The organism is Halalkalibacter urbisdiaboli (assembly GCF_002156385.1).
Classification (GTDB): domain Bacteria; phylum Bacillota; class Bacilli; order Bacillales; family Bacillaceae_D; genus Halalkalibacter_A; species Halalkalibacter_A urbisdiaboli.
In genome coordinates, this window is record NZ_MVJM01000003.1 from 898,372 (window position 1) to 922,618 (window position 24,247).

Genomic DNA, 24,247 nt, shown 5'->3' on the forward strand with positions numbered 1-24,247 from the left:
TTCTCATACAGGACAAGTTGCGATTAGAGCATTGCTATGGAGGTACTAGCTTATATTGTTGTATAAGCAACAAACATTGATAAATTACCGGTTATATAACTACCTACTCTAAAAACGAGTCCACTTGGTTGACCGTTCATGACATGTGAGCTTATTAGTAGCTTCCCGGTATAAGGTCCATCCCAAGTCCCGATTGTTTGATCGGGCATCGGAAAATACTCCTGATAAATTGCACGTTGGTCTTGATAGTAATCAACGTCTTCCTCTAAGACTGTACCGTTTTGCACCACTCTAATTCCTCCACCTTCACGACCTAATACAGGTTTCTTCACATAAGAATGAAGTAATTCAGGGGACGAGTATGTTGTTAAAAAATACTTATCAATTACAGCTTGCTCGGTCCTCGTGTACCATTCTGTCTTTTTCTCTGTAATCAAAGCGAGGATTGCTTTTGATTGCATAAGCAAGGAGGCTGGTGGATTAATAATTTTCACTTTTCCTTCAATTATATGAACGAGAAATTGCTCTCCAATTGGTTCGCCTGTGTTGCTTTTTTCGTCTAGAAAATATTCAAGTGGCCATAATCGAAAAAGAAACTCGATTTTTTCTCCAGTCGGGGTTCTTAAATCTTCTTTCTCGACGACTAGCTCCTCAAGTGGTATGTATTTTGCTTGTTGAGGATATAAGCTCATTAAATAATGAACAGTTTGCTTATCCTCATCATGCCAATCTGCAGTTGTGAAATACAACGTTTCAGATGATCGGATGTTGTAATCACGGATCACTTGTTCCCATGTTTCTTTTACTTTTTGATTTATGTCCGAATTGGGATTCGTCTCATTATGCTCTTTGCAGAGAATGTCTTGGCCTGTTGCCGCTTCGACAATGCCACAAGGGGTATCAATATTGCCCTCGATTACCTTTAATCCCTTACTAGATGCGATAAAATCATACCTTGAAAAGTATGAAAATCTTGTCCGGCTTTCCATTAAAAACAGGTCCCAGAGCATCACAGGCACACCCAATTGATTTAATATTGATCGGTTTTTCTCAATTTGTTCGTACGTTTTTTTGAATATGTCGTCAACCGCCCTAGTTGCATTTTCGATTTCTCTTGCCATTGCATTGGGTACGAGAAGTATTGAATCACTCATGTATTGATTGTCTTCATAATTTTCATAAAGTGTCGCCCACGTAAAGCCTTGTGCGGATACTTTTTTTTCAACCGCTTCCCATCTTTTTAAATAGGTTTCTGGATGAAATGGTTCAACAAGTGTTTTATATGGAAGCATCGTAAGTCCTCCCTTTCCAGCTAATTAGTAGCTGATTGTCGCAGCGACGATTAAACCTACTAAAACCGACACGCCACCTAAAAATAATCCGACAGCAACATTACCGTTCTCAACCTCTTTTGCTAAATTTGTATTACGAGTAAATACATACTCAATTACAAGATGAAGCACAATTTGTACAATAATAGCGATTACGGCCCAAATGGCTAAATCAATTAAATTAATGGAATGACGAATCGCTGATTGTAATACAACAACAAGCCCAGTCATTTTCCCTAAAAGCTTAAGAGAAACGGCAATATTGCCTTGTTTTATAAGGGCACGCTCAGAGTAAGGGGTTATAAATTTAAAAATATAGGTCCCAATTAAAAATAAAACTAATGACGTAGCTAGATAAATTAAAAAATGATCGAAGGTTTGCAAATAATACGAAATGTTCATGTTATTGCTCCTTTCACTCCACAAGGTAAGAAATAGGATAAGTTATTTGTAATTTTGTCGCCTGCTCTAAAGCCAAAGGCACTGGGTTTTTCATTAATTATAAAGCTACCAATTAATAAGTATGATTTCTTCTGTCCGTTTTCTGTTTTTACCATTTTTTCGGGAAGGTCAACATATTTTTGATAAACCTTCAAATAATGTTGATACGATTCCCCTTGGGTGACAACAGCTTTACCAGCGTCCTTCACCTCGACCGTATTCCCCTCTCGCCCAAAAACAGGCTTTGAAACATACACCTCGTTTTTTTCGATAAAAGGATCTTCATCTAAATAGGTCGGTAAAAAATATCGGCGAATACTTTCTCTATCTTTTTCAGTAAAATATGAGTGTTGAGCTTCCATCATCCCCCAAATCAGAGCCATAACAGCCTTGCTTTGCATCAAAAATGCCGAAACAGGGTTGAGCATGCCGACTGCTCGTGCTTGAACAAGCTTCATAAATTCAATCCCAATTGGAAACTGATCCTCTATGATATCGTCTAGTAACGCTTCTAATGGATATGTATGCCGGTATACAATTGAGATCCGTTTACCTGTTGGATCATACACCCCTTTATTTGAGCCTTCTGAGATAATTTGTAGCTGATGTAAAGGGACAAATGCTGAATCTTTAATTTGGGCGACCTTCATTAAAAACTTCATGGTTTCACGGTCTTCAATATCTTCTTCATGAGCAGTAAAGACAACGTAAGGATGATTGGATACTCCAATTGTTTTCGCACAATGGTAGACACTGTTGCGAATAGCTCTTCCTAACTCTTCAACTTCTCCATCATTTGGGTCCTGTAACTCGAAATGCTTACAGACTAAACTGTTAATTTCAAAGAGTTCTCGGATAAAAGTAGGAGTGTCTGAGTTAAATTCAATTACTTTTAGACCCTCTTTTGTTTTTACAAAATCAAAGCGTCCAATAACCGTTTCATATGGCAGAAGCTTCATTCGTAAAAACGGAAAAGCTTGCTTAGGAAAGCCTAATTGTTCCAGTGTTTCATCAGGTGCTTGCTGGCAAACCTGATTTATTTTTTTGAAGATTGAATAGACTTCCTTTGTTGCTTTTCTTATTTCAGTAACTTCTGAATGTTCAATTTCAAGACAATCAAATAAAGCGTACTCCTGATTATAAAGCCGGTCCCAAAAGTCAGTGATTTTATTATAAAAATGATTTCGAGCTTGCTTATGGTTACCCTCCAAAGCTACCACCGCCCCCCATTCCGGAACGAGGGTTAGATCCTGGTGATGTTGATGGATTTTTTGATGGATTTGTAGTAGTTGTATCTTTATTACCGGTGTTCGGATTAGGCTGTGTGACATTTTTCTTTTCTCGATTTACCGTACCGCTGCCAGTTTTTCCTCCCATCGCACGACCAGCCATAAAAGCAGCAATTGTTGGAAACCAGCTCCCACCATAATAATAATGACCATGATGTTCCGAACCTTCCTCTGCACATTGATAGCCCTCTGCTTCTTCATCCCACTTCCACGTATCGCAGTCAGCTTCCTCGGGGGAAGGTGGTAATTCTTCGGGAGCAGCAGAGTTTGTCGGGGCCTCTTCAACAGGTACAGAAAATAAAGGGTCATTTGATGCTGTTGAGCAGGCTGTTAAACTAGTCAGAGCAAAACTAGTTCCAATTACGCCTTTAAGTAATTGATCTGTTTTAGGCTTTTTCATATTAACACCTCCATTTTTTTATTTACGAACCAAAAGTTATAAAGTTTCATATTGCTCAAGTGGTGTCACGCTTTCTCTATGTTAACATAAAAGACTAACTATTTTTACCAAGTGTTTCGTTTATTTGAGCGTTTTTCCAAAATGAGATAAGGTTTCTGTCCTCATCAGATGTTTGTTTAATTGATGCTGTTTTAACGATCTGTTCATAAAGGATGGACTCATTGTTCACACCTTCGCAATATTGATTAAGAAAATGGACAAATACGTCAAGTCTTCTGAGTTGGATTAATAATGGAATAGCCTCAATTTCGGCATTAGATAACGTAACAACCGATGAGAACCCTGAAATGAACGCTTTTGCTTTTTCCATATCAATCCCTTTGACATCAACAAATAGTTCTGCAAGACACACCGCGGGTTCCATAGCACGTAAATCATAAGTAGCAAACTCAAAATCCAAAAATGCTGTTATGCGGTTAGATTCAGCTAAACTATTCGATGCATTAATATCACCGTGAATGAGTTGATGTGGAAGGCTTTTCAATTGTGATAATGAATGTTGTAGGTTAAGAAACTGCTCTGCTATCCATTTAAGTTCATCCTCAATTGTTATAAATGTTGATGGCGGATCTGTACACCAGTTAATCACCGAATCAATTGAATAATGCTTGTACGCCTCCCCAATCTCATAGTACGGTTTATATGAACAAGGTTGTTCGATTAAGGTATCTTTCAACAAACCGACTAAATGTCCAACCTGTTGACCATAAGAAATGAGCAGTGATTCATTTTGAAGTAAGGGATTTTTTCCTTCAATAAAGGTATACACGCAGGCAATTTTATTAGTATCTTTTGTTCGGACATATGTTGTTTCACCATTCAGAGTAAACAACGGAACGGGAATCTGAAAATACGGCTTAGCAAATTTGTTGAGCTTTGAAAGGACTTCGTGTTCGAATTTCACTTTTGCTTCATCATTATGCGTTTCATATACGCGTAATAAATACGTGTTCATACCAACGTTCACGTATCGTGTTGTATTATTGTAGCCGCTTGGTCCAAAAAATACAGACCAGGTTGTTTGAGTAAAATAATGTCCTAAAATATCGTCAATTGTTTCAGTTAACATGTCGTGCTCCTTTGAATGAGAATCTGCTTTTGTAAAACAATATAAAAATGTATCTTTAGTATAATCGTTCGAGATGAAAAAAGCAGGTGAAATGTATGTATATTGGAAGTCATGTTAGTATTAAACATGGATATCTTCATGCCGCTAAAGCAACACACGCATTAGGGGGAAAAGCATTTCAATACTTTCCTAAAAACCCTAGAAGCTTAATGGTAAAGGAATTTTCCCATGATGATGCATCAGCGTGTTTGACGTTTTGTAAGGAGCAACAAATTAAGAGTGTCGCTCATACGCCTTACCCTACGAAGTTGATTCCAGATAAACGAGAAATAGAAGACAGAATCATTGATTCAATCCTCAATGATTTACACATTGCTGAGGCGTGTGGCTCGGTTGGAATTGTTGTTCATTTCGGTACGACTAAAACCATTGAAATTATAGAAGCCTATCAAAAGATGATTGAGATGTTAAATCGAGTTTTAGCCCAATGGGATGGTCAAGCCAAATTGTTGATCGAGAACAATGCAGGTGGAACAAATATGGGGATTACACTTGAGGAAATGGTTCAAGTACGTGAGCTTACTGACGATCCTAGCAAGATTGGCTTCTGCTTTGATACTTGTCATGCATTTGCAAGTGGATTATGGAATGGCGAGGATTGGATTCAAGTAGTTGAAAAAGGAGAAGAACTTGGCTATTTTGAGCATTTAGAAGTGATTCATATGAATAATTCAAAATATCCTTTTCGTTCCAGAAAAGACCGTCATGCAAATCTTACGAAGGGACATATTTCCCCTGAGCAAATTCAAATGCTTATACATTCTAAAGCATTAAAGAATAAACTCGTTATATTAGAAACACCAAAAGATGAGGGAATTACCCATCAAGACGAAATTTCATTGCTTAATAAATGGTCATTCGGGGGCCAAATGTAACATCTACTTCTGGTCCCCTCTTTTACATATCTAATTTCCCTTTAAATTTACGACGCAAAATCAGTGGAATTAGGATTAAAATAATAAACATGAGAATTGCCAGAATAATGGTAAGTGGATTTTGCTCAACAAAGCTTGCTCCAAGCAAGTTATAAGCAATCGTCCCAGGAATAATCCCAAAAAATGTAGCGAAAAAGTATGGTTTAAACCTCACGTTTGAAAATCCCGAAACATAACTAATTAAGTCAAAATTAATGACTGGCATTAATCGAAGCGCGAGAATGTAAAGAAAACCTCGAACTTTTAATTGGCTTTCAATAGTTTCTGCAACACCTGTCCATTTTTTCTTCATAAATCGAGAACTCACCTTTCTTGCTACAAAGAAAGAAAAAATAGCCCCACTCGTTGCACCGATTAAAGCAAAAATGATTCCAAACGTAACCCCGAAGGCTAGTCCACCAACAATGGTAAAAATGGATGCAGGAAATAAAATGAGCGGTCTTATCGTATATAGCACAATATAAAAGAGTGGTGCAAACCAACCGAAGGATAAAATCCAATTTCGAAATTCATCTGGATCAATATCCAAGAAAGTCAAATTAGTCCATAATAATATTAGAACAACGATGAGAGCACCGATTCCCCTAGTTATTATTTTTTTCATCAAATTGCCCCCCCTTTCCTTATACTTGTTTATTCCCTTATCCCATTTTATAAAACATTGGTTTAAAAAGAAAAGTTCACTTTTTTTCAACGGATACTTCTACATCTAAGAAAAACAATCTGTTATCATATATTCAAAGGGATTGAAAGGAAGCAAATAATGGAAAGTACACTTCATGAACATCTTAAAGTTCAGTCACTATATTGGCTTAAGGACAAAATGGTCGACCTCTGTGCCAATGAAGTAAAATTGTTTTTTCGCCGAAAACAAGTAAAGGCTGACGCAGTGGGGATTAATATAAAAAGAAAAGAATCCCGAATTATAGAGGTCAAGGTTTCACGTGCCGACTTTTTAAGGGATAGTGTTCTACATGAACCCTATGGCTATCATGCGCTTGCCGATTATGCCTACTTAATGACTCCAGTTGGACTTTTACAGTTAGAAGAAGTACCAAAAGGCTATGGTTTACTTGAAATGGACGAATACGATAATATTACCGTAAAACGGAATCCAACGAGAAATCCTAATCCGATTCTTACATTTGATACTCTTATTAAACGAACAGGGCGTGCGGCTACTAATGCTGTATTATTTCAGGAGTTATCAAAGGAGACAAAGGATTTAACGAAAGGGACTTTTTCAAACGGGGCTAAGGTTCACCTTATTAACGCGACTTGTCCTGCTTGTAAAAAACGGAAACAATATTTAGTTCGGAGTAACCAGTCTGAGGTCACATGTAAAGCACGAGCTTGTAAACAAATGATTCCACTGAATAAAGCGCGCGTTCATTTCATAACCGCTTATAACAAAACGTTTTTCAAACAATTAACAGCGTTAATGGATGAAGAGATTGATTAATGAAGGTCGTTAGAGTACATACTATAACTGCTTCAGAAAATCCATTCCAAACCATGAGGTGATTTGATGAGTTATAAAGATCAATTGGATCAGCATTCTCAACTGTTTCACCATAATTGGACGAGACCTAAGCGTACGGGATCGCAAGTAAATGGTCACACGGAGATGTCCAAATCGACCTTAATTCTTAGATCAAACGCGAAGGCTCATAGATGGTAAGGATTACTGAGCATCACAGAATATAAAAAGAAAGAAGGCATTATGTCTTCTTTCTTTTTTTGTTCGACGTTTTTACCTTAAAGGGGCAAAATTCTTTACTTGATTAAGAATCTGCTCTATTTCAGTTAAAACACCTTGTGAAAGGTTTAATTCTGTTGCTTGCACGTTTTCCTCGATCTGTTCTGGGCGACTTGCCCCAATTAAAGCTGAGCTAACTCCTGTGTGGCGCAGTACCCATGCTAGTGAAAGCTGAGAGAGCGTTACACCTAACTCACTTGCAACGTTTTCTAATTGTTGAACACACTGCAGGACATCATCTTGTAAGTAGCTTGTAATAACATTATTCACTTGATTATTTGCGGCACGGCTATTCTTAGGGATTTCAATTCCTGGCTTATATTTACCTGTGAGCACCCCTTGAGCTAAAGGTGAGAAAACAATTTGTCCAAGGCCAACCTGCTCACTAACCGGCAATACTTCCTCCTCAATATAGCGTTCAAACATATTATATATTGGTTGATTAGCTATGAACGAACGTAGGTTTCGTTTTTCTGTAATATGAACCGCATCTGTTATTTGTGCAGCGCTCCATTCACTTACTCCTGCATAAAGTATCTTACCTTGGGCAACGAGGTCATCAAGTGCTCGTAATGTTTCCTCGACCGGTGTTTCATTGTCATAGCGGTGACAAAAATATAAATCAATATAGTCAACACCAAGCCGCTTCAAGCTAGCCTCACATTGTTCAACTATATGTTTTCTTGAAAGCCCCCGCTCATTTGGCCCCTCACCCATCGGAAAAAAGACTTTTGTTGATAATACATAGCTTGACCGAGAAAATGGTTTTAACGCAGAGCCTAATGCTTCTTCCCCTGCCCCTCGGTTATACGCATTGGCCGTATCGAAGAACGTAATCCCTAAATCAAATGCTTTTTTGATACAAGCGTTCGCAGCCTCCTGTTCAGCTACCGTACCATATGTAAGCCAACTTCCTAGTCCGATTTCACTTACCTTTAACCCACTTTGTCCAACTCGTCTGTATTTCATCTTACCTATCCCCTCTAATTAAATATATAAATTGAATTACATTTATATTAACATATTCGTGATATGTTTCGTATTCTCCTGTCAAGTCGAACATTATTATCCCGCTTGGAATCATGATCCAAGCGGGATAAATTTAAATTAGAAACGATAAGGCGATAATACAAATCGAAGCATGGTAGAGAAGATCTAAAACATTATTTCGGAAACTTTTAAATATTGTGATTGCCCTGTAGCCCGAGCGAATGACAATAATAACTAATGCTATTTGAATAAGTATAGCCGGAATCATAACATCGCCTCCCTTTATTCTAAATCTATGATCGAATATGAGCTTCTAGACTACTATATGTTTGTCACGTATTGGATTCAAATGAGTACGATATTATAAAGGGTTTGAAAAATCCGAAAAATAGGGGTGATAGCTTTGGCAAGGTATCGGAGGAAACCGGTAATTATTGAAGCTGTTATGTTATCAAGGACTATAACGATTGAAACTCCCGAAGGAACGTTAACAGGAAAGGCTGGGGATTATCTAATTACTGATGTAAATGGGGAGCAATATCCTTGTAAGGCAGATGTGTTTGAACAAACTTATGAGCGAGTAAAAGATCGAGAGGATGTAAAGTTTGGCTTATGGCGTGCTTTAGCAAAAATCAAACGGAAAACAAAGGAAGTTCTAACAATAAAAGCTTGAACCTCTTAGTAGTTCAAGCTTTACAAATTATAGAACTTTTGATAATAATGCCTTCGTTCTTACATGTTTGGGTTGCTCAAACAGTTCCACGTTTCCAGCCATTTCAGGATCAAGGGCTGAAAAAGGTTGGTTTTTACCTTTTTTCAGTGACCTCCTCTAACGGTACGTTTGCTGAATAACCGAATGGGTCAGCGTCTTGATAGCCAGATATTTTTACATACTTCAACTAAGGTTTTACTTCGACTAATTTTAAAAATTTTCGAATTGTAATCCGTTTTTATTGCACATAGTATCTAGAATAAAGCAAAAAGAGATGTCACAACGATGACATCTCTTTTTTGGAGTTTATGCTTGCTCATATTTTTCCTTTAAATACGCAATGCTTTCATCAATAAATGGTTCTATTTGGTCTTCCATTAAAAAGTTAATATGTGGCTTTCTATCTTTGATTAGTTTCATGACAAAATCATAGTTCAATAAACCTTTTCCAATCGGTACAACTTTAACCGAATTATCCTCAATAACAAAATCCTTTACATGGATAATGGCAATTTTTTCACCAAACCATTCAAATGCTTTACTGAAGATCTCTTCTTGATTTTGATAATTATCAATCTTCATAAGATTTACGGGATCAAATATGACTTGAAGGTTATTAGAATCAATTCGATCAAGAACTTTTTTCATTGTTTCGATCGAATGTATCGGATGCGTTAAAGCAGCTTCGAGACCTACAACGACTCCAAATTTTTCAGCTTCGGCTACTAGTTCACGAATTGTTTCTACGACCATATCCAATACTTCTTCTTTATGGTTTTCGGTTGTATAACCAGCGCCGGGAATAATCGTTCCAGTCTCTGTTCCAATCACACTACAACCAAACTCTCTTGCATAACGGATATACTCTTTAAAGCGTTCAATCTCTTTTCTTCTTACATTTAAATCGGGGTGAACAGTATTAATATAGCAACCTAAAACTGCAATTTGTAAGTTGTTCTCTCGAAAGGTACGGCCGATATAATGAGCTAATCCAGGTGTGACTGTCCCAAGCTCGGTCCCAATATAATCAAAGGATTTAGGTAATGCTAACTGAACTGCGTGGAGACCTTTGCTTTTTACTTCTTGTACTAATTCTTCAACACTATGTTTATTAATATCATGAGCGCGTACTCCTAAGTTCATATCTCAATCTCCTTTCAAATTAAATATAATAATGTAAAAACTCAGATAAACTTAATACCGCAAGAGACTGACCATAAGGCATAGCTGTAATTTTTATTTCTTTGTAAAAATCAAGTGTATCGCCCATGCCTGTACCAACTGATACCTTTTGAACAGTTCCCTCTTCATTAATTTCTTTGATTAATCCTTGAATGGCTTTATGAGCAACTTCTTTATACTCTTGACTAATGTAGCGTTTATGCACAGATTTTAGTATTCCGTAAGCGAATCCTGCAGTTGCAGATGCTTCAAGATAGGAGGACTTATCATCAATTAACGTATGCCATAATCCACTTTCATCTTGGTGTTTTGCTAAAGCTTCAACTTGTCGATTTAAAGTATCAATCAGGAACTCCCTGAAGAAATCCCCTTTTTTCAAGTCAAGAATCTCAATAATTTCTGGAATCGCAATTGTTATCCAGCAGTTCCCTCTTGCCCAAAGTGCTTCAGCATAGTTATGATTTTCTTCAAACGTCCAACCATGAAACCACAAGCCTGTTCTTCTATCACTTAAATATTTGATATGTATTAAAAATTGTTTTTTTGCTTCTTCGATATATTCTGGTTTATTAAAGAGTTTCCCAATTTTCGCTAAAGGAAGTACCGTCATCATTAACGTGTCATCCCAAAGTTGATTCTTATTTTCCGGACCATAGGTCATATGCTGTAACCCATCTTCCTTCGTACGTGGCATATCGTACATAACCCATTCTGCCCAATCCTCTAAATAGGGGACGAACGTTTGATCTTTTGTGTCTTCATATAAATATGCCAATGTTAGAAAAGGCGCCATCGTGTTTACATTCTTTGGTGGTACCCCTTCTTCAAAGCGCTCTTTAAACCAATCTGTAACAATATCTAAAGCTTTTTGGTCATTTGTTAGTTTCCAATATTTGTAGATCCCGTATAAACCAACGCCTTGTGGCCAGTTCCAAACATGCCAGCTCTTATCATCAACAACTAGACCATCAAAGTTTAATAAAAATTCGCCGGTATTGTCCTTAATTTTTGTTAAATTATCCATTAATAAATGAATATACTGAATGACCTCTTTACGCTCAATAAACACTTCATTTTTTATCATTTTATCGCCTCCAACAATCATTTAACAACGTTATTATGATAACGCTCTCAAAAGGTTTTCTATCATTTTAGATTAGAAGTATAATGAGGTCAATGCATTTTCATATAAAACAATAAAAAACAGACAATTTCGTTGAAAAACAAAAAAGACTGTTTCTGTTTATATGGGTTAGATGAACTTCTACTAATAATGAAGAAAACCTTAGTAACAATCATGGTTAATTTACGTACGTATGATTAGTGAAATAACAGCTGTAAGAATTCATTTTACATATTTTTTTAAGTCTAGTTGCCGCATCAACAATTTGATCTGATGTGTGAAACATTTCTTTTTGATTCGTAACAACTGCAATGGAGATTGCAACAAGTGGTATTTTTTCTATACTCCCCCGCCGATTTTCAGTATATACCCCTTCTCGTTCTATATCCTTTTTATCGTAAAACAGCTGTATTCTTTCATTAAAATCCTTTATTATACTTTGACAAATAAACTCGTAGTGGTGATGCGGAAATATTACAACGAAATCATCGCCACCAATATGACCGATAAAGTCTTTTTTAGAATTGATGAATCTTTGAATGATTTTTGAAGTTTCTTGGATTAGTTGATCGCCTTTTTTAAAGCCATAAGTATCGTTATATTCTTTAAAATGGTCCAAATCAATGTACAATACACTAAATTGTTCAGCGCTTAATACTTGCTTTAATTTATCCTCAATCATGTGGTTCCCTGGTAATTTCGTTAATGGATTTAAAAAAGTTGAAAGCACCGACTGGATTTCAGCAACCTTTAATAATAATTTCTGAATACTAACGACACCAAAGAATTTTCCATTTTTCGTAACGATGACGTAATTAAACACATCCTCTTCCGGTCTATTCATAGCTAAAGTGCTAACGTTCGTTACGGAATCAGCATAATCGACAATGAGTGGGTTATTATGAAGTAATAAATCAATAGTCCTATTCATATATAAGCTGTACCCATATAAACTCCCTATCTTTTGGTAAAATTGTGTTTTTGAAATTAAGCCGATCGGAGCGTCATCATCGATAATCACGATTCCTTGTAACGATGGATACTCATTAAATAATTCATGTACATGCTTGTTTATGGATGTTGGCAATAAACAAGGCACCATTTCAGCAATTTCTCCAATAAAAGTAATCATAATGCACCATCCATATCTTTTAAACTAATCACATTATAACAGGTAATTGTTAAATTAATGTAAAGATTGATCAAAAAATCACTTCTTTGGTTTTAGGTTAAAAGTATTGCATTTAAGTTTCTCTGTCAAAAAAATTACATTCGGAGAGCATGAAATCGATATAGATTAAACCAAACACGTTGTATATTAAACGGACGAAAAGAGGCATGTTATTCATGAAAGGAGAGAGGATATGTCGTTAAAAATAAAAATTTATTCAGATTATGTATGACCCTTTTGTTTTCTGGCGGAGTTTCCGTTAAAAGAAGCGATTCAAGGTAAGAATGTCTCTTTAGAGTGGATGCCTTTTGAACTTCGACCTTATCCAACTGAAACATTGAAGCCTGAAGGAGATTATTTGAAACGAACCTGGGAACAATCTGTTTACCCACTGGCTGAACGAATGGGGGTCCATATCGTGTTACCTGATATCTCTCCTCAGCCATACACGCACTTAGCATTCGAAGGATATCAATATGCTTTTGAGCATGAAAAGGGAAATGATTATAACGCTCGTATATTACGGGCCTTTTTTCAAGAAGGATTAGACATTGGCGATATTTTAGTATTAACAAAGCTTGCCGGAGAAGTTGGTTTACACGAACAAGAATTTCAAGAAGCGTTGGAGACGCGGAAGTATAAAGAGCTTCACCAGCGTTCACTCGAGCATGCTCAAACTGAGGTCAACATTACCTCAGTTCCAACATTTGTTATAGGTGATAAGGTCGTTGCTGGGATGCGTTCAAAGGAAATGTTGGAGTCAGTTATTGATAAAGAGTTAATAAATTTATGAATGAGGGTATCTCAAAAGGTCCTGTTTTTGACCTTTTGGGACACCCTTATTTAATGTTTTAAGGATTTGTTGACCAGAGACCAGCAGACTTAATAAAGACACGAGAATTTAGTTTTAATTGAGCGACTATAAATTCGGCCAGGTCTTCTGGCTGCATTACTTTTTCTGGATTGCCGTCTGTTAAATTTGTTTCGATGGCCAAGTCCGTCGCAACTGTACTTGGCGTTAAAGCACTCACACGAATGTTATGCTTCCGCACCTCAAGCATTAATGACTCAGTTAACCCGAGCACGGCGAATTTTGATGCACTATATGCACTCGTAACGGGAGCACCTTTTTGTCCAGCTGTTGATGCAATATTAATAATATCCCCTGCTTTACGCTCGATCATTTCTGGCAGCACTACTCTTGTCACGTTATAGACACCGATTAAATTGACTTGAATAATTCGTTCCCACTCTTCTGGAGATAAATCCATAAAGCCACCAAATTTTGCGATGCCGGCATTATTTATTAAAATATTTATTTGCTGTAGCTCGTTTTTTATATAAGACACAGCTTCTTCTACTGGCTGAAGATTGGAGACATCAGCTGTTGCATATGCTGTATTGACGCCAATCTCTTTGAGCTCTTGTGCTACTTTTTCAAGATTAGCATTCGTCATCCCAATTAATCCAATATGTACGCCTTCTTTAGCTAATGCGATCGCTGTTGCACGTCCAATCCCTCGACCAGCCCCGGTAATTAAAGCCGTTTGTCCTTTCAATGAACGCATTTACATCCACTCCCTTGTAAAATAATTGAAATTATCTAACTTACATATTTTCTCATATTGAATAGTAGAATTCAAAAATAAGCTCATTAAAAAGCAGTGAGCTTTGATTACGTTAGCTCACTGCTGATATGTTTTATTTGTTTTTCGTTTTCTTAGTTTGGTGTTCGCGATCGTTATATTCTGGGTACAATTGATTTCCTTCGTTGCTTTTTTGGGCACGTTCATTGTTAGTTTTCGTTCTTTTATCTGCCATTTGCTTAGCCTCCAGTTATTATCTTCTTGATTCGCCTTCTTCTAACGAGTCGACTGGTAAATCGAATTGTTCTTCTTTTGGAGACATTGATTTAACTGTCACCATGTTGTTTGAATCATTTGTCTCCATTAGCCATACAGGTTGTCCATGATACGTAACCTCGATCTCTGCTGGTGAAGAGATGATTTGTTTTGCTCTTGTGATATCCACGGCTTCCGCTCCTATCTTAAAGTTTTTCATTTTATTTTGTAACTAAGACATAAACTTTATTCATAGTCATGAAGTAGTTAATAATTTTCGGGAAATTGTTTAACTTATTTTCTTATCTTAAAATAATTAAGTCATTTTTGAATTGATATGGCACCAATATGGTCTTACAAATTCAGGAGCATAAAGATGATTTGAAAAAATTCAAGGTTGCCAAAATTATTTGTCTATAGTATAAATTGCCTTACCTTCGTTTCCAGGTAAGGCGATTTTATTATGTTTCTAATTTAAATGACAAACTAACTCATCTGTAATACTTTGCGCTTGTAAATGTAGTACAGCACTAACAGGAAAATGGTCTGAGGCTTCACTTTCTAAAACCGTAACCTCCTCAACTTCAAAATCACAGCTGTGAAAAATATAATCAATCTGCCAGTTCTCACTATAGTACGTTTGAATCGGAATGCCTAAGTTACTTTTAGTAAGAAAGTGATTCCACTCTTGATATTCTTCTTTGTCTGGAAGGGCATTTAAATCTCCAGTTAATATAATGGGTGCATCTAATGTTTCTGTCTGATCCCTTATTACATTAATCGCTTCTAACCGTTCATCTTCATTTAAACCTAAATGTGTATTAAGAACATAAATTTTTTGTGAGCTTGTCACTTGGATTTCCGATAATAAGGCGGAACGATTTTCTCGTTTGGTCAAAAATGAAATAATTTCAGTATCATTTATAGGGAATTTTGAGAGAATTGCATTACCATAATAAAGCCCTGGAAATGACAATGATGGGTTAAATACGACATTCATGTCAAGTGCGTTTGCGATTTCTGTTACTTGATCAATGAATTGCGAGCGAATGCTATAACGTTCAACCTCTTGTAAACTAATTATATCTGCATTTAATGAATTTAAGGTCTCGATTGTCCGATTAAGATCCACACGATTATCAAGTCCTCTTCCATATCTCATATTATACGTTGTAACCGTTATCATTTTGTCGTCTTCTAAAAATTTTTCGTGCTGATACAAAGTAAAGGTCGATTTATATTCACTATGTATTAAAAAGATAATGACTAGAATACTAGATATACTCAAGAAAAAATGTTTTCTTTTGAACATAACTTTCCCTCACCCCACTATTCTTTCTTTATATTACTATAATTTCTGAATAGTTGGAATGCTATCTTTACATAAGGGGAAAATAGGAAAGGCTCACGATTGCTCGTGAGCCTAAACATTATCGGTTTTTTAAATAGGTGTCGAGTATTTCTTTGACGCGGTCCGCTTGGTCTGTTTTTACAACATAATGGTCGCCAACTAACTGATGATCGATATTTTCGATTCCTTGTTTATTTAAAAAGCTAACAACATCATCTACATCTTCTGTTTCAGTTAGAAGCACCTTTTTGCCTACATACTCTTCATTTACGTAGACATCATATGCATCATGCGAATTTTTGACTTCATTCGCATCAGAGTCGTAAAGTGCGAAGGCTAAGATAGGATAACTTGAGCTCGACCCTCCAACATTATTAAACATTGCATTATCAACTCCATTCTTTTTTTATTAGTTTGAGCGAATATATGCAATGTTATGTGCTAATTGTGTCGTTCAACTGTTTTGTTGTTTGTATCTCCACATCTTATACCGATAACGGATCGTACAGCCGATACAAAATCCGGCAAGTGCCAAGCCTGCTGCAACTGCAACCAACAAACTAAACACATGTCCTATAACATGAAAGTTTAACGTATAAAAAAGGATAGATAGAGCCAAACAAATTGTAGCTATCCATTGATTAAAAAGCTGTTGCTCTGGATCCTCTTGAATATAACTTGATGCTGTATTTCTCAGGAAGTTTTTACTAAAGTGAATAAGTGGATTTTGTTTTTTTATAAGGGTAATTATCCCTACAATTAAAGGTATGAATAAAAATCCTGTATGAATGAGAAATGCAAGTAGAATAAATAGAAGAATAAAGATTTGGTTTAGTTGAACAAGTGGTTTCGGAATACCCATCTTAGGAAGCCTCCTCTTTTTAATGATGATAACATGGTTCTTATCAAAAACATATTTCGTTCTATTTTTGTTCACTCTAATACTTAATTTTGATTAAAGTGGTGGTTTTAATGGAAAATCCGTCTTTTTGGGATCCTGCTGTAACTGAACAAGCTTTGTTCTTATCTCCTGCCCATCTTTCGACTCTGCTTTTATGTCTTATGTTCCTTGGATGGTTATTTTCACATCGAGATAAAAGTTATATGAAAACATATGTTCGATGGGGGTTGATGTTCCTTTTATTAGGTTCAGAAATTAGTATTCTTTTTTGGGCTATTTTAACAGGCACTTGGGACTTACGTACACATTTGCCACTTCAATTGTGTACTATTAGTCTTTTCCTTTGTGTTTGGATGTTGTTAACAAAACATCGAACGACCTTTGAAATCGTGTATTTTTTTGGTATTGGTGGTGCCACACAAGCGCTTGTTACACCTGAACTTTTTTATTCATTCCCACATTTTCGTTTCTTTCACTTTTTTATTGCTCATCTCGCAATTATCCTTGCTATTCTATACATGGTTTGGGTCGAACGGTTTATTGTTACAATAAAATCTTTAATTAAATCCTTTGTAGTATTAAATGTGATTGCACTTTATGTCTTTATTATGAATCAACTCCTTGGGACTAATTATATGTTTTTAGCTCGGAAGCCAACGACACCAACAATCGTTGATTATCTTGGTCCCTATCCTTGGTATATTCTCTCACTTGAGGCTGTTGTTCTCATCATTTACTTTCTTCTTTATTTACCATTTTGGAAAAAAGATAGTCATTTAAAAATGGAAAAATAAGTAACACATAGTCTTTACTACATTTTCCAAACTAATAACGCATGATTACGTATAAAGGAGACTGAAAATGTTTTATCACGTAAAAGAACTTCAGTATAATGCAAAGCCTTCACAACCTGATCCCGTTTATGCAAAGAAGCTTCAAGAAATTCTTGGTGGGCAATATGGTGAAATGTCTGTTATGATGCAGTATTTATTTCAAGGCTGGAATTGTCGTGCCGATAATAAATATCGCGACATGATATTAGATATTGCAACAGAAGAAATTGCTCACGTTGAAATGATTGCGACAATGATCGCTCAATTATTAGATGGTGCTCCAGCAGGTGATCAGGAATTAGCAGCAGTAGATCCAGCTGTACATGCTGTTTTAGGAGGAATGAATCCACAGCATACGATTGTTGCAGGGCTAGGGGCGAGACCCGATGATAGTGTTGGCTTCCCATGGACTGCACGTTATACAATTGCAAGTGGTAACCTACTAGCGGACTTTAGAGCGAACTTAAATGCCGAATCACAAGGAAGATTACAGGCAGTGCGTCTATATGAAATGACGACTGATCCTGGGGTACGTGATATGCTTTCGTTTTTAATTGCACGTGACGCGATGCATCAGAATCAATGGATGGCCGCCATTGAAGAACTAGAGCGAACACAAGGGTCGCTCGTTCCTACCGATTTTAATCGTGATTTTGAAAAGCAGGAAGTATCCTATTCTTTTATGAATTTCTCTCAAGGTGAAGCAAGTAGTCATGGCAGTTGGGCGCATGGACCATCTTTTGATGGCCAAGGGAATTTCGAGTATATTCAAAGCCCAACAGCAATGGGTCATAAACCTCATTTAAACCCGGCTCCGCCGTTTGTGCACGGAACTCCGCCGGAAGATATTAGGATGATGCAAAATGCTCGTAATATGAACATTAATCAACAAAATCAATTTCGCTAAGCATTTCAAAGAAGGTTACAAATCACGGGTGATTTGTAACCTTTACGTATAGACCATATAGCATGTTTTTATCTATCTTTTAATAACATTAAAATTTTCAGCAATCAGGAGCCAATTTTGAGGGAATGGCAAACCGAGCTTCCAATAACTAATTCCCCTTAGACCTAGTCGTTTTAATAGGTCAAACTTTGCTTGAATTGACCTAGCATCCTCAAACCATACTTTATGTGTTCTTCCTTGTTCATCAATATAATCAAAATGCGGGGCTTGAGCTTGAAAATCATATTGAATTGCTGCATTGTATTGTTTTGCTAGTTCGATTGCTCGCTGCGGGCTAACAGCACGTGCGTATTCTCCCCCTTCGACGAAAGGTAACGTCCAATCATATCCATATAAATTTTGACCCATCATAATTTTATTGGCGGGCATTTCGGTTAGAGCGTATTGAATGACCTCCTCTACCTGTCTAATTGGTGATACGGGCATAGGAGGTCCACCAGAGTATCCCCATTCATATGTCATCAAGACTACAAAATCTACAATTTCTCCGTGGGCACGGTAATCATGTGCTTCATACCATTGACCAGGTTGATCGGCTCTTGTTTTTGGTGCCAAAGCTGTTGAAATGAGAAGACCCTCCGCTCGAAGACGTTCTGCAGCTCTTCTTAAAAAGTTATTATACGCTTCCCTTTGGTCGGGAGGTAAGAATTCAAAATCAAAATGGATATCCGTGTAACGGCCGACTCTTCTTGCTTCAGCGATAACATTATCGAGAAGTCGTTCCTGAACCGCCGTACTTTGTAAAATGTCTCTGCCGAGTTCCCCACTGAATTGTCCTTCTTCGAGGTTTGTTACAACCATCATTAAAGATGCCCCTGTCTCAGCTGCGACCTCTGGAATCCCTTGTAAAGGTTGGGGATCTAGTGTACCATCCCGTCGAACCTCATAGCTAAAAGGTGCTAAATAAGTTAAATAAGGTCCAGCTGCTCTTGCATCAGCTAAAAGAGCTGGGCTTACTGTCCCGCCACGGGGCTCAATATACGCATTTGTTTCGACATTTCGTTTTGGTAATGGCGGAAGGTAAAGTCGAAAGCCAATCGGAAGTTGTTGATTTGGATCAATTCGATTTATTTCAGCTAACTGTACATAATTTAAACCAAAGCGTTGAGCGATCGACCACAAACTATCACCAGATTGAACCCAATAAAACCTTCCTTGAATTGGTATGACAAGTGCCTGCCCAACTACTAATTGACTAGGGTCGGGGATTTGATTGGCTTGAACAATTTGTTCAACAGAAGTGTTATAAGCTTGAGCAAGATTCCATAAAGACTCTCCGGCTTGAATAACATGGATTTGCATAGTATACTCCGCTCCATTCATCGTTTATTAACGTTATACCGTATATTTATGAATGGGCGTGCTAGATATTCACTTAATATCGAATTCATTCCATAATTTACAAAGAAAGCCCGTTAAATAGATGATTCCATTTAACGGGCTAAAACGTTATTCGGCTTTTGGATTCCAGCCTTTTAATACATTTTCAATCGTCCAATCGGCCGCTTCCTCATCGGTTAATAACCTTCTAGAGTCTGTCTCTTCTTGAATTGCGCCTGGGCCGTGGTTGTTATACTCGTAAAATCTAGCATCTTTGTGCGAGAAACCAGACATGTCAGTCCACCCTTGCTTGTGAATGTGATCACCAAGGTAACTGTCCATGAACACCACACTTGCGATTGCATCTGGATTACCGCCTGGATGCCATGGTCTTCCTAAGTACACGGTTCCAGGTGCTGCATCACTTGTTAATTCACAATTAAGGAACAAGTAACCATAAGGCTCTGTAATCATTGTGCTTGCAGCCGTGATATAGCCATTGTTTGTTGACGAACCTCTGTCTAATGAGTGAATGACCGTATCTTCAAAAACAGCACGGGCTCCGCCGAAGATAAAGTCGACATCACCTTCAATATAGCTCTGATAAAAATACTGTGTACCGCCATTGGTTAACAGTGTATCCTGGTTTCCTAAAAAGCGAACATTTTTAAACGTCATTCTCTCACCACTTGAGTTGACAGCTACTGCTTGTTTTCCATCTGTTTCTGTACGCTCATCAAATGAGTTTTCAAATGTTAAGTTTTCGGCAGTGAAGTCATCTGCTTGTAAAAACGCAGTTGCACTACCACTTGTGCCGAGGGTTCCGCCAACCCCATTTTCACGACCAGCATAATTGTCATACGTGATGACCGTCTCCTCTGCACTTTCACCAATTAACGTAACTTTTGGTTTATTCGCAGGTATACGAATCACTTCTTTATATACCCCATTTTTAATACGGATGGTTACTGGTTCAGAATTATTCGTCGGTATTGCATCGATAGCAGCTTGAACCGATTCATAATCACCTAAACCTGCTTGATCGACAACTAATTCATTTTCTAGCTCGCTTAGCTGCTTCGTGACGTCTTCCATCTTTTCTGTTTCACCTGCGACTAACGTTCTTCCATATTCATCTTTTGATTTTGTATTTGTTACTTGAGCATACACGTTCTTCTCAAAATAACCGGTTGATTTTGCAACTTCGAGTAACTGTTGGGCGTAGTTACCACCCCATGAATAACCATCACGACGTTCTTTTTCAATTTCTTGAATTGTTCGTTTAATTACCCCATCACGTCCAGAGAAAATTGGTTCATTGGTGCCAATTTCATAGAAACGATACCATGTTACGGCATTAGGATCTTCGACGAAATATTCCCCATTTGGATCTGCACTTACATAACGGATCCCGTCAAGCTTTACATCATCAAACCACTGTAAGGCACCTAAAATTGCTTGTTTGATTTCAGGTGTTTGTTCAGGTCGTGACATAAGGAAGCGGACAATACCAACAGCCTCTGAGCCTGACAATGACGGATGTTCATACGAACGTCCTCCTCTTGGTTCATACGTTTCACGGTCGTGCTGTGCACTCCAGCCTAGTAATTGGCCATCTACTTCAATTTGTGATTTTAAGATATAGTCGACACCACGTTCAACGGAATCCTGCAATCTTTCGACATAGTCATCACTAATTAAATCTCCGTTGAAAGGATATTGTCTATTCATTGCTGCTTCCATTAGTTCAAGGACATTAACCATTGCCTCATCGTTAAAGGTCACATGATTAGAGTAATAGACACTGCTTCCAGGAGTAGCTCGTTCTGGATAAACCTGTGGAAAGCCTCCTGTTTCAACTTGTAAGTTAAAAAGGAAGTCAATTCCCTTTATGATGCTTTGTTTTAATTCTTCGTCACCAGTTTCATTGTAGACTTGCGCTAGGAAATTTAATTCCTTAATGGTAGCATCATTATCAATCATACCAAGCTCTTCTCCATTTGGCCCTAACCATACAGAGCGTTGCTTTACCCCATCCCATGTTTGACTATAATCAATTCCCTTTGAGAAACCACCATGATCCATTTGCCATGAGACCATGTTTTCTGCTCGTTCTATTGCAGCTTCAAGGTCACCAGAGAAAGTAGGTTCGTCTAGTTCCCAGTTGAATTTGGCATTTTCATTCCATTGTTGCTTGCTTTCAAATACTAAAACAGTTTGGCCGAATTTGTTTACAGCTTGAGCGGCTTTTGTAATTGGAAGAGCTTTTAAGCCTGGGCTTAACGTTTCCCATCTACCCGTTGGTGACATGATTGAGATGTCATCAAAATCAAAGTCTTCGAAATACCCATTTAATGTTACGGTAACAATATGAGGTGATACCGAATGCACACCGACAACATTAACTTCTTTTGCTTCATTGCCTTCAACAATTCGCTCGACAATTTGTTTTGCTTCAGCAACCGTTACTGATTTTTTTGGACTAAAGCCACCGTTTTTTGGATTCATATAGCCATTACTTGCTACGGCTCCAATTGCCCCCTTAGTTTTCTCTGGAATGTTATCATCCGCAGCATCAGGGTTCGGTTCTAAGTTAAGTACAGAGGCAATCATAACAGCCGCGTCATGACGATTTAATAAGTCATTCGGTGCAACATTCCCTTCACTATCTGTCGGAAGATAGCCTGCATCTTCGGAAGCTTCTACAACATACGAATACCACTCGTCTAGTGAAACCTCTCCTACCGCTGAATCTAATTCAATATTCTTAAATGTGTCGTTCTTAGTGAACCCAAATGCATCGTTAATAAGAGACATGAATTCGATACGAGTAATAGGCTCTTGCTCTTGCTTTTGTTCAGAGGCTATTAGGCCTAGTTTATTTAGTTTTTTCATTTGTAAACCACTAAGAATTTCTGTTAGCTCAACTTCTTCTAGTTCAACAACATCCTCTACGTCACCGGATTTATTATGGATGCGAAGATGATCAATATTCGCACCACCACTAGAGGCAATTCCTGTAGCTCGAATAACATTCTTACCAGCTTGTAGTATTGTTTTCATTGTTGTTGTTTGCCATCCAGCCCAATCACCTGTCGGATCAAAAGCTAACTCAGGGTTCGCTACCTCTCCATTTACTAGGATTTCGGCAGGACGTTTATCCGTGCCTCCATGTGCATAGCGAAATTCCAATGTGTATTCATCTGTAGCTGGAATATCAACGGTCCATTCAATCCAACCACCTGGCGCATTAGGATTATAATCAGCAAAGCCTGTCCCCGTAAAGCCAATATGTTTATTATCAATGATAACAGCATGGTGTTCAGCGTCTTCTGCCTCGCTTATAATATCAACCTCTTTGTAAACATTAACATGATCGATATTTGCTCCTCCATTCGAAGCAATACCGGTAGCACGAATTACATTTTTTCCAGCCTTCAAATTTGCTTTCATGGAAGTTGTTATCCAATTAGCCCAATCTCCACTTGGATCAAAAGGAAGCTCGGCTTCAACGACTTCATCATTCACTCGAATTTCTGCTGGTCTTTTATCTGTGCCTCCATGTGCATAACGGAAGTCTAATGTATACTCGCCATCTTCAGGGACATCAACGGTCCATTCAATATATCCGCCTGGTGCATTAGGTGCATAATCGACAAATCCTGAACCTGTAAAGCCAACATGTTTGTTGTCGATAATTGCATTATGTAAATCTCCATGCTCTGCTTCATAAATCCCCACGCCTGTCATAGTTGCTGGTTCATCTTTATCAGGGCTAGGCTCTTCTTCATTAACTGGCTTTTCTTCTATAGGAGGGAAACCAGACACCGTTACATCATCAATATAATGGCCGAGTGTTTTACTATTTGGTGTAAAAGATTCAAAGAAGTCAATAATTGCTGTTTGCTGATGAAAAGGTGCACCTTCTATTTTCATTTCACCATTAATCTTAACGTCAGTCGTTTGTGCGTCTGTATCCATTACGATTTCAAGTTCATACCATTTGTTCTCTTCAACCGTAATCAATGACTCATGTGATTGATCTCCATGTCGGTACGTTAAGTTTCCTGAATTCGTTTCAATAACGACTGCTGTTTTTCCTTCACCCTTGATTCTTGCTACCTTTGTTGCACTCGTATATTCAGGTTGCATAAATTTCATTTTAAAAGTGACAACACCTGTCACAGGCTCAAAATCTTTACTTAATATGACATTCGTTTGTTCACTCGTATCATCTAAATAAACACTTTTGTTTTCGCTTTCAAGGTCCTCCGAAATTCGTACAGTCCCTCCGCTTTCAGCCACAGTATAACCAGAAGGTACAGCTCCAGTCTCATCCTGCTCGAAATTACTCTCCAACACGATTTTCAAATCTGCTTCCTCCGCTGATACCCCGTTCGGTACAGGAACCGCTGACATGACACTCATTGCTGTAAAAGCACTAATAAATGAGATTTTGCCAAATTGATTAATACGTTTTGATGGTTTCATTCTTTTTCTCCTTTCAAACTA

General features: G+C 37.6%; 25 protein-coding genes. 7 read left to right on the plus strand and 18 right to left on the minus strand.

Going from position 1 to position 24,247, the window contains the following annotated elements; translation table 11 throughout:
- Window positions 1-50: 50 nt before the first annotated feature.
- The 5 genes from B1R93_RS18840 to B1R93_RS18855 all read right to left on the minus strand — a co-directional run bounded on the left by B1R93_RS18840 (window position 51) and on the right by B1R93_RS18855 (window position 4,590).
- Window positions 51-1,292, minus strand: a complete 1,242-nt coding sequence (locus tag B1R93_RS18840) for a glutathionylspermidine synthase family protein (RefSeq protein WP_088105485.1) — start codon at window positions 1,290-1,292, stop codon at window positions 51-53.
- Window positions 1,293-1,316: 24 nt separating this feature from the next.
- Window positions 1,317-1,733, minus strand: coding sequence for a DUF350 domain-containing protein (locus B1R93_RS18845; RefSeq protein WP_088105486.1), 417 nt, complete (start codon window positions 1,731-1,733; stop codon window positions 1,317-1,319).
- Complete coding sequence (locus B1R93_RS18850; RefSeq protein WP_165763877.1) at window positions 1,730-2,983, minus strand: glutathionylspermidine synthase family protein; 1,254 nt, start codon at window positions 2,981-2,983, stop codon at window positions 1,730-1,732. Before B1R93_RS18850 ends, B1R93_RS18845 begins: the two co-directional genes overlap by 4 nt.
- Window positions 2,973-3,461 carry a hypothetical protein gene (locus B1R93_RS23130; protein ID WP_165763878.1) on the minus strand — a complete coding sequence of 163 codons (489 nt, stop codon included), beginning with the start codon at window positions 3,459-3,461 and terminating at the stop codon, window positions 2,973-2,975. The genes B1R93_RS18850 and B1R93_RS23130 overlap by 11 nt, the downstream gene beginning before the upstream one ends.
- 94 nt (window positions 3,462-3,555) lie before the next feature.
- Window positions 3,556-4,590 carry a phosphotransferase gene (locus tag B1R93_RS18855; RefSeq protein ID WP_088105488.1) on the minus strand — a complete coding sequence of 345 codons (1,035 nt, stop codon included), beginning with the start codon at window positions 4,588-4,590 and terminating at the stop codon, window positions 3,556-3,558.
- Window positions 4,591-4,685: 95 nt separating this feature from the next.
- On the opposite strand from B1R93_RS18855, the gene B1R93_RS18860 reads away from it, so the two are divergent.
- Window positions 4,686-5,525: a deoxyribonuclease IV gene (locus B1R93_RS18860; RefSeq protein ID WP_088105489.1), complete on the plus strand. Its 840-nt coding sequence runs from the start codon at window positions 4,686-4,688 to the stop codon at window positions 5,523-5,525.
- A gap of 22 nt (window positions 5,526-5,547) precedes the next feature.
- On the opposite strand, the gene B1R93_RS18865 is transcribed toward B1R93_RS18860, so the two are convergent.
- Window positions 5,548-6,189, minus strand: a complete 642-nt coding sequence (locus B1R93_RS18865; RefSeq protein WP_088105490.1) for a TVP38/TMEM64 family protein — start codon at window positions 6,187-6,189, stop codon at window positions 5,548-5,550.
- Between the two features lie 159 nt (window positions 6,190-6,348).
- On the opposite strand from B1R93_RS18865, the gene B1R93_RS18870 reads away from it, so the two are divergent.
- Together B1R93_RS18870 and B1R93_RS18875 are read left to right on the plus strand one after the other, a co-directional pair.
- Entirely contained in the window at window positions 6,349-7,047 is a 699-nt protein-coding gene (locus B1R93_RS18870; protein WP_088105491.1) for a hypothetical protein, read from the plus strand.
- Between the two features lie 66 nt (window positions 7,048-7,113).
- Window positions 7,114-7,266: a YpzG family protein gene (locus B1R93_RS18875; RefSeq protein WP_088105492.1), complete on the plus strand. Its 153-nt coding sequence runs from the start codon at window positions 7,114-7,116 to the stop codon at window positions 7,264-7,266.
- Window positions 7,267-7,338: 72 nt separating this feature from the next.
- Here B1R93_RS18875 and B1R93_RS18880 read toward each other — a convergent pair whose 3' ends face one another.
- Both B1R93_RS18880 and B1R93_RS23135 read right to left on the minus strand, forming a co-directional pair.
- Window positions 7,339-8,313, minus strand: a complete 975-nt coding sequence (locus B1R93_RS18880; RefSeq protein ID WP_088105493.1) for an aldo/keto reductase family protein — start codon at window positions 8,311-8,313, stop codon at window positions 7,339-7,341.
- A gap of 133 nt (window positions 8,314-8,446) precedes the next feature.
- Entirely contained in the window at window positions 8,447-8,602 is a 156-nt protein-coding gene (locus tag B1R93_RS23135; RefSeq protein WP_165763828.1) for a hypothetical protein, read from the minus strand.
- 135 nt (window positions 8,603-8,737) lie between these two features.
- Here B1R93_RS23135 and B1R93_RS18885 point away from each other — a divergent pair, with 135 nt between their 5' ends.
- Window positions 8,738-9,007, plus strand: a complete 270-nt coding sequence (locus tag B1R93_RS18885) for a hypothetical protein (RefSeq protein WP_207634178.1) — start codon at window positions 8,738-8,740, stop codon at window positions 9,005-9,007.
- A gap of 345 nt (window positions 9,008-9,352) precedes the next feature.
- On the opposite strand, the gene B1R93_RS18895 is transcribed toward B1R93_RS18885, so the two are convergent.
- From B1R93_RS18895 to B1R93_RS18905, 3 genes are all read right to left on the minus strand, one after another.
- The gene (locus B1R93_RS18895) at window positions 9,353-10,189 is read right to left on the minus strand and encodes a sugar phosphate isomerase/epimerase family protein (RefSeq protein WP_088105495.1); all 837 of its coding nucleotides are present in this window, start codon (window positions 10,187-10,189) and stop codon (window positions 9,353-9,355) included.
- Between the two features lie 19 nt (window positions 10,190-10,208).
- The gene (bglB, locus tag B1R93_RS18900) at window positions 10,209-11,312 is read right to left on the minus strand and encodes a beta-galactosidase BglB (protein WP_088105496.1); all 1,104 of its coding nucleotides are present in this window, start codon (window positions 11,310-11,312) and stop codon (window positions 10,209-10,211) included.
- A gap of 217 nt (window positions 11,313-11,529) precedes the next feature.
- Window positions 11,530-12,483 (minus strand): GGDEF domain-containing protein, encoded by a 954-nt coding sequence (locus B1R93_RS18905; protein ID WP_088105497.1) that lies wholly within the window; start codon window positions 12,481-12,483, stop codon window positions 11,530-11,532.
- Window positions 12,484-12,715: 232 nt separating this feature from the next.
- Between B1R93_RS18905 and B1R93_RS18910 the strand changes: the two genes are divergently transcribed.
- Entirely contained in the window at window positions 12,716-13,315 is a 600-nt protein-coding gene (locus B1R93_RS18910) for a DsbA family oxidoreductase (protein ID WP_088105498.1), read from the plus strand.
- Between the two features lie 58 nt (window positions 13,316-13,373).
- Here B1R93_RS18910 and B1R93_RS18915 read toward each other — a convergent pair whose 3' ends face one another.
- The 5 genes from B1R93_RS18915 to B1R93_RS18935 form a co-directional block, all read right to left on the minus strand.
- Complete coding sequence (locus B1R93_RS18915) at window positions 13,374-14,090, minus strand: 3-ketoacyl-ACP reductase (protein ID WP_088105499.1); 717 nt, start codon at window positions 14,088-14,090, stop codon at window positions 13,374-13,376.
- 271 nt (window positions 14,091-14,361) lie between these two features.
- Window positions 14,362-14,553: an H-type small acid-soluble spore protein gene (locus B1R93_RS18920; protein WP_088105500.1), complete on the minus strand. Its 192-nt coding sequence runs from the start codon at window positions 14,551-14,553 to the stop codon at window positions 14,362-14,364.
- 279 nt (window positions 14,554-14,832) lie between these two features.
- Window positions 14,833-15,675, minus strand: coding sequence for an endonuclease/exonuclease/phosphatase family protein (locus tag B1R93_RS18925; protein ID WP_088105501.1), 843 nt, complete (start codon window positions 15,673-15,675; stop codon window positions 14,833-14,835).
- 118 nt (window positions 15,676-15,793) lie between these two features.
- Window positions 15,794-16,096 (minus strand): hypothetical protein, encoded by a 303-nt coding sequence (locus tag B1R93_RS18930; protein ID WP_088105502.1) that lies wholly within the window; start codon window positions 16,094-16,096, stop codon window positions 15,794-15,796.
- A gap of 72 nt (window positions 16,097-16,168) precedes the next feature.
- Window positions 16,169-16,576, minus strand: a complete 408-nt coding sequence (locus tag B1R93_RS18935; protein WP_088105503.1) for a DUF4395 family protein — start codon at window positions 16,574-16,576, stop codon at window positions 16,169-16,171.
- A gap of 110 nt (window positions 16,577-16,686) precedes the next feature.
- Between B1R93_RS18935 and B1R93_RS18940 the strand changes: the two genes are divergently transcribed.
- Together B1R93_RS18940 and B1R93_RS18945 are read left to right on the plus strand one after the other, a co-directional pair.
- On the plus strand, window positions 16,687-17,409 hold the full coding sequence (locus tag B1R93_RS18940; protein ID WP_088105504.1) for a YwaF family protein: 723 nt from the start codon (window positions 16,687-16,689) through the stop codon (window positions 17,407-17,409).
- Between the two features lie 67 nt (window positions 17,410-17,476).
- Window positions 17,477-18,355, plus strand: coding sequence for a manganese catalase (locus B1R93_RS18945; RefSeq protein WP_088105505.1), 879 nt, complete (start codon window positions 17,477-17,479; stop codon window positions 18,353-18,355).
- A gap of 72 nt (window positions 18,356-18,427) precedes the next feature.
- Here the strand turns inward: B1R93_RS18945 and B1R93_RS18950 are convergent, their stop codons facing one another.
- Window positions 18,428-19,717, minus strand: a complete 1,290-nt coding sequence (locus B1R93_RS18950) for a LysM peptidoglycan-binding domain-containing protein (protein ID WP_088105506.1) — start codon at window positions 19,715-19,717, stop codon at window positions 18,428-18,430.
- A gap of 147 nt (window positions 19,718-19,864) precedes the next feature.
- Window positions 19,865-24,226 carry a pectate lyase gene (gene pelA, locus B1R93_RS18955; RefSeq protein ID WP_088105507.1) on the minus strand — a complete coding sequence of 1,454 codons (4,362 nt, stop codon included), beginning with the start codon at window positions 24,224-24,226 and terminating at the stop codon, window positions 19,865-19,867.
- Window positions 24,227-24,247 lie beyond the last annotated feature (21 nt).

Bases quoted from the DNA above. Each gene is read 5' to 3' on its own strand.
- B1R93_RS18840 (WP_088105485.1), bottom strand. From the start codon at position 1,292: ATGCTTCCATATAAAACACTTGTTGAACCATTTCATCCAGAAACCTAT.
- B1R93_RS18845 (WP_088105486.1), bottom strand. From the start codon at position 1,733: ATGAACATTTCGTATTATTTGCAAACCTTCGATCATTTTTTAATTTAT.
- B1R93_RS23130 (WP_165763878.1), bottom strand. From the start codon at position 3,461: ATGAAAAAGCCTAAAACAGATCAATTACTTAAAGGCGTAATTGGAACT.
- B1R93_RS18855 (WP_088105488.1), bottom strand. From the start codon at position 4,590: ATGTTAACTGAAACAATTGACGATATTTTAGGACATTATTTTACTCAA.
- B1R93_RS18860 (WP_088105489.1), top strand. From the start codon at position 4,686: ATGTATATTGGAAGTCATGTTAGTATTAAACATGGATATCTTCATGCC.
- B1R93_RS18865 (WP_088105490.1), bottom strand. From the start codon at position 6,189: ATGAAAAAAATAATAACTAGGGGAATCGGTGCTCTCATCGTTGTTCTA.
- B1R93_RS18870 (WP_088105491.1), top strand. From the start codon at position 6,349: ATGGAAAGTACACTTCATGAACATCTTAAAGTTCAGTCACTATATTGG.
- B1R93_RS18875 (WP_088105492.1), top strand. From the start codon at position 7,114: ATGAGTTATAAAGATCAATTGGATCAGCATTCTCAACTGTTTCACCAT.
- B1R93_RS18880 (WP_088105493.1), bottom strand. From the start codon at position 8,313: ATGAAATACAGACGAGTTGGACAAAGTGGGTTAAAGGTAAGTGAAATC.
- B1R93_RS23135 (WP_165763828.1), bottom strand. From the start codon at position 8,602: ATGATTCCGGCTATACTTATTCAAATAGCATTAGTTATTATTGTCATT.
- B1R93_RS18895 (WP_088105495.1), bottom strand. From the start codon at position 10,189: ATGAACTTAGGAGTACGCGCTCATGATATTAATAAACATAGTGTTGAA.
- bglB (WP_088105496.1), bottom strand. From the start codon at position 11,312: ATGATAAAAAATGAAGTGTTTATTGAGCGTAAAGAGGTCATTCAGTAT.
- B1R93_RS18905 (WP_088105497.1), bottom strand. From the start codon at position 12,483: ATGATTACTTTTATTGGAGAAATTGCTGAAATGGTGCCTTGTTTATTG.
- B1R93_RS18915 (WP_088105499.1), bottom strand. From the start codon at position 14,090: ATGCGTTCATTGAAAGGACAAACGGCTTTAATTACCGGGGCTGGTCGA.
- B1R93_RS18925 (WP_088105501.1), bottom strand. From the start codon at position 15,675: ATGTTCAAAAGAAAACATTTTTTCTTGAGTATATCTAGTATTCTAGTC.
- B1R93_RS18930 (WP_088105502.1), bottom strand. From the start codon at position 16,096: ATGTTTAATAATGTTGGAGGGTCGAGCTCAAGTTATCCTATCTTAGCC.
- B1R93_RS18935 (WP_088105503.1), bottom strand. From the start codon at position 16,576: ATGGGTATTCCGAAACCACTTGTTCAACTAAACCAAATCTTTATTCTT.
- B1R93_RS18940 (WP_088105504.1), top strand. From the start codon at position 16,687: ATGGAAAATCCGTCTTTTTGGGATCCTGCTGTAACTGAACAAGCTTTG.
- B1R93_RS18945 (WP_088105505.1), top strand. From the start codon at position 17,477: ATGTTTTATCACGTAAAAGAACTTCAGTATAATGCAAAGCCTTCACAA.
- B1R93_RS18950 (WP_088105506.1), bottom strand. From the start codon at position 19,717: ATGCAAATCCATGTTATTCAAGCCGGAGAGTCTTTATGGAATCTTGCT.
- pelA (WP_088105507.1), bottom strand. From the start codon at position 24,226: ATGAAACCATCAAAACGTATTAATCAATTTGGCAAAATCTCATTTATT.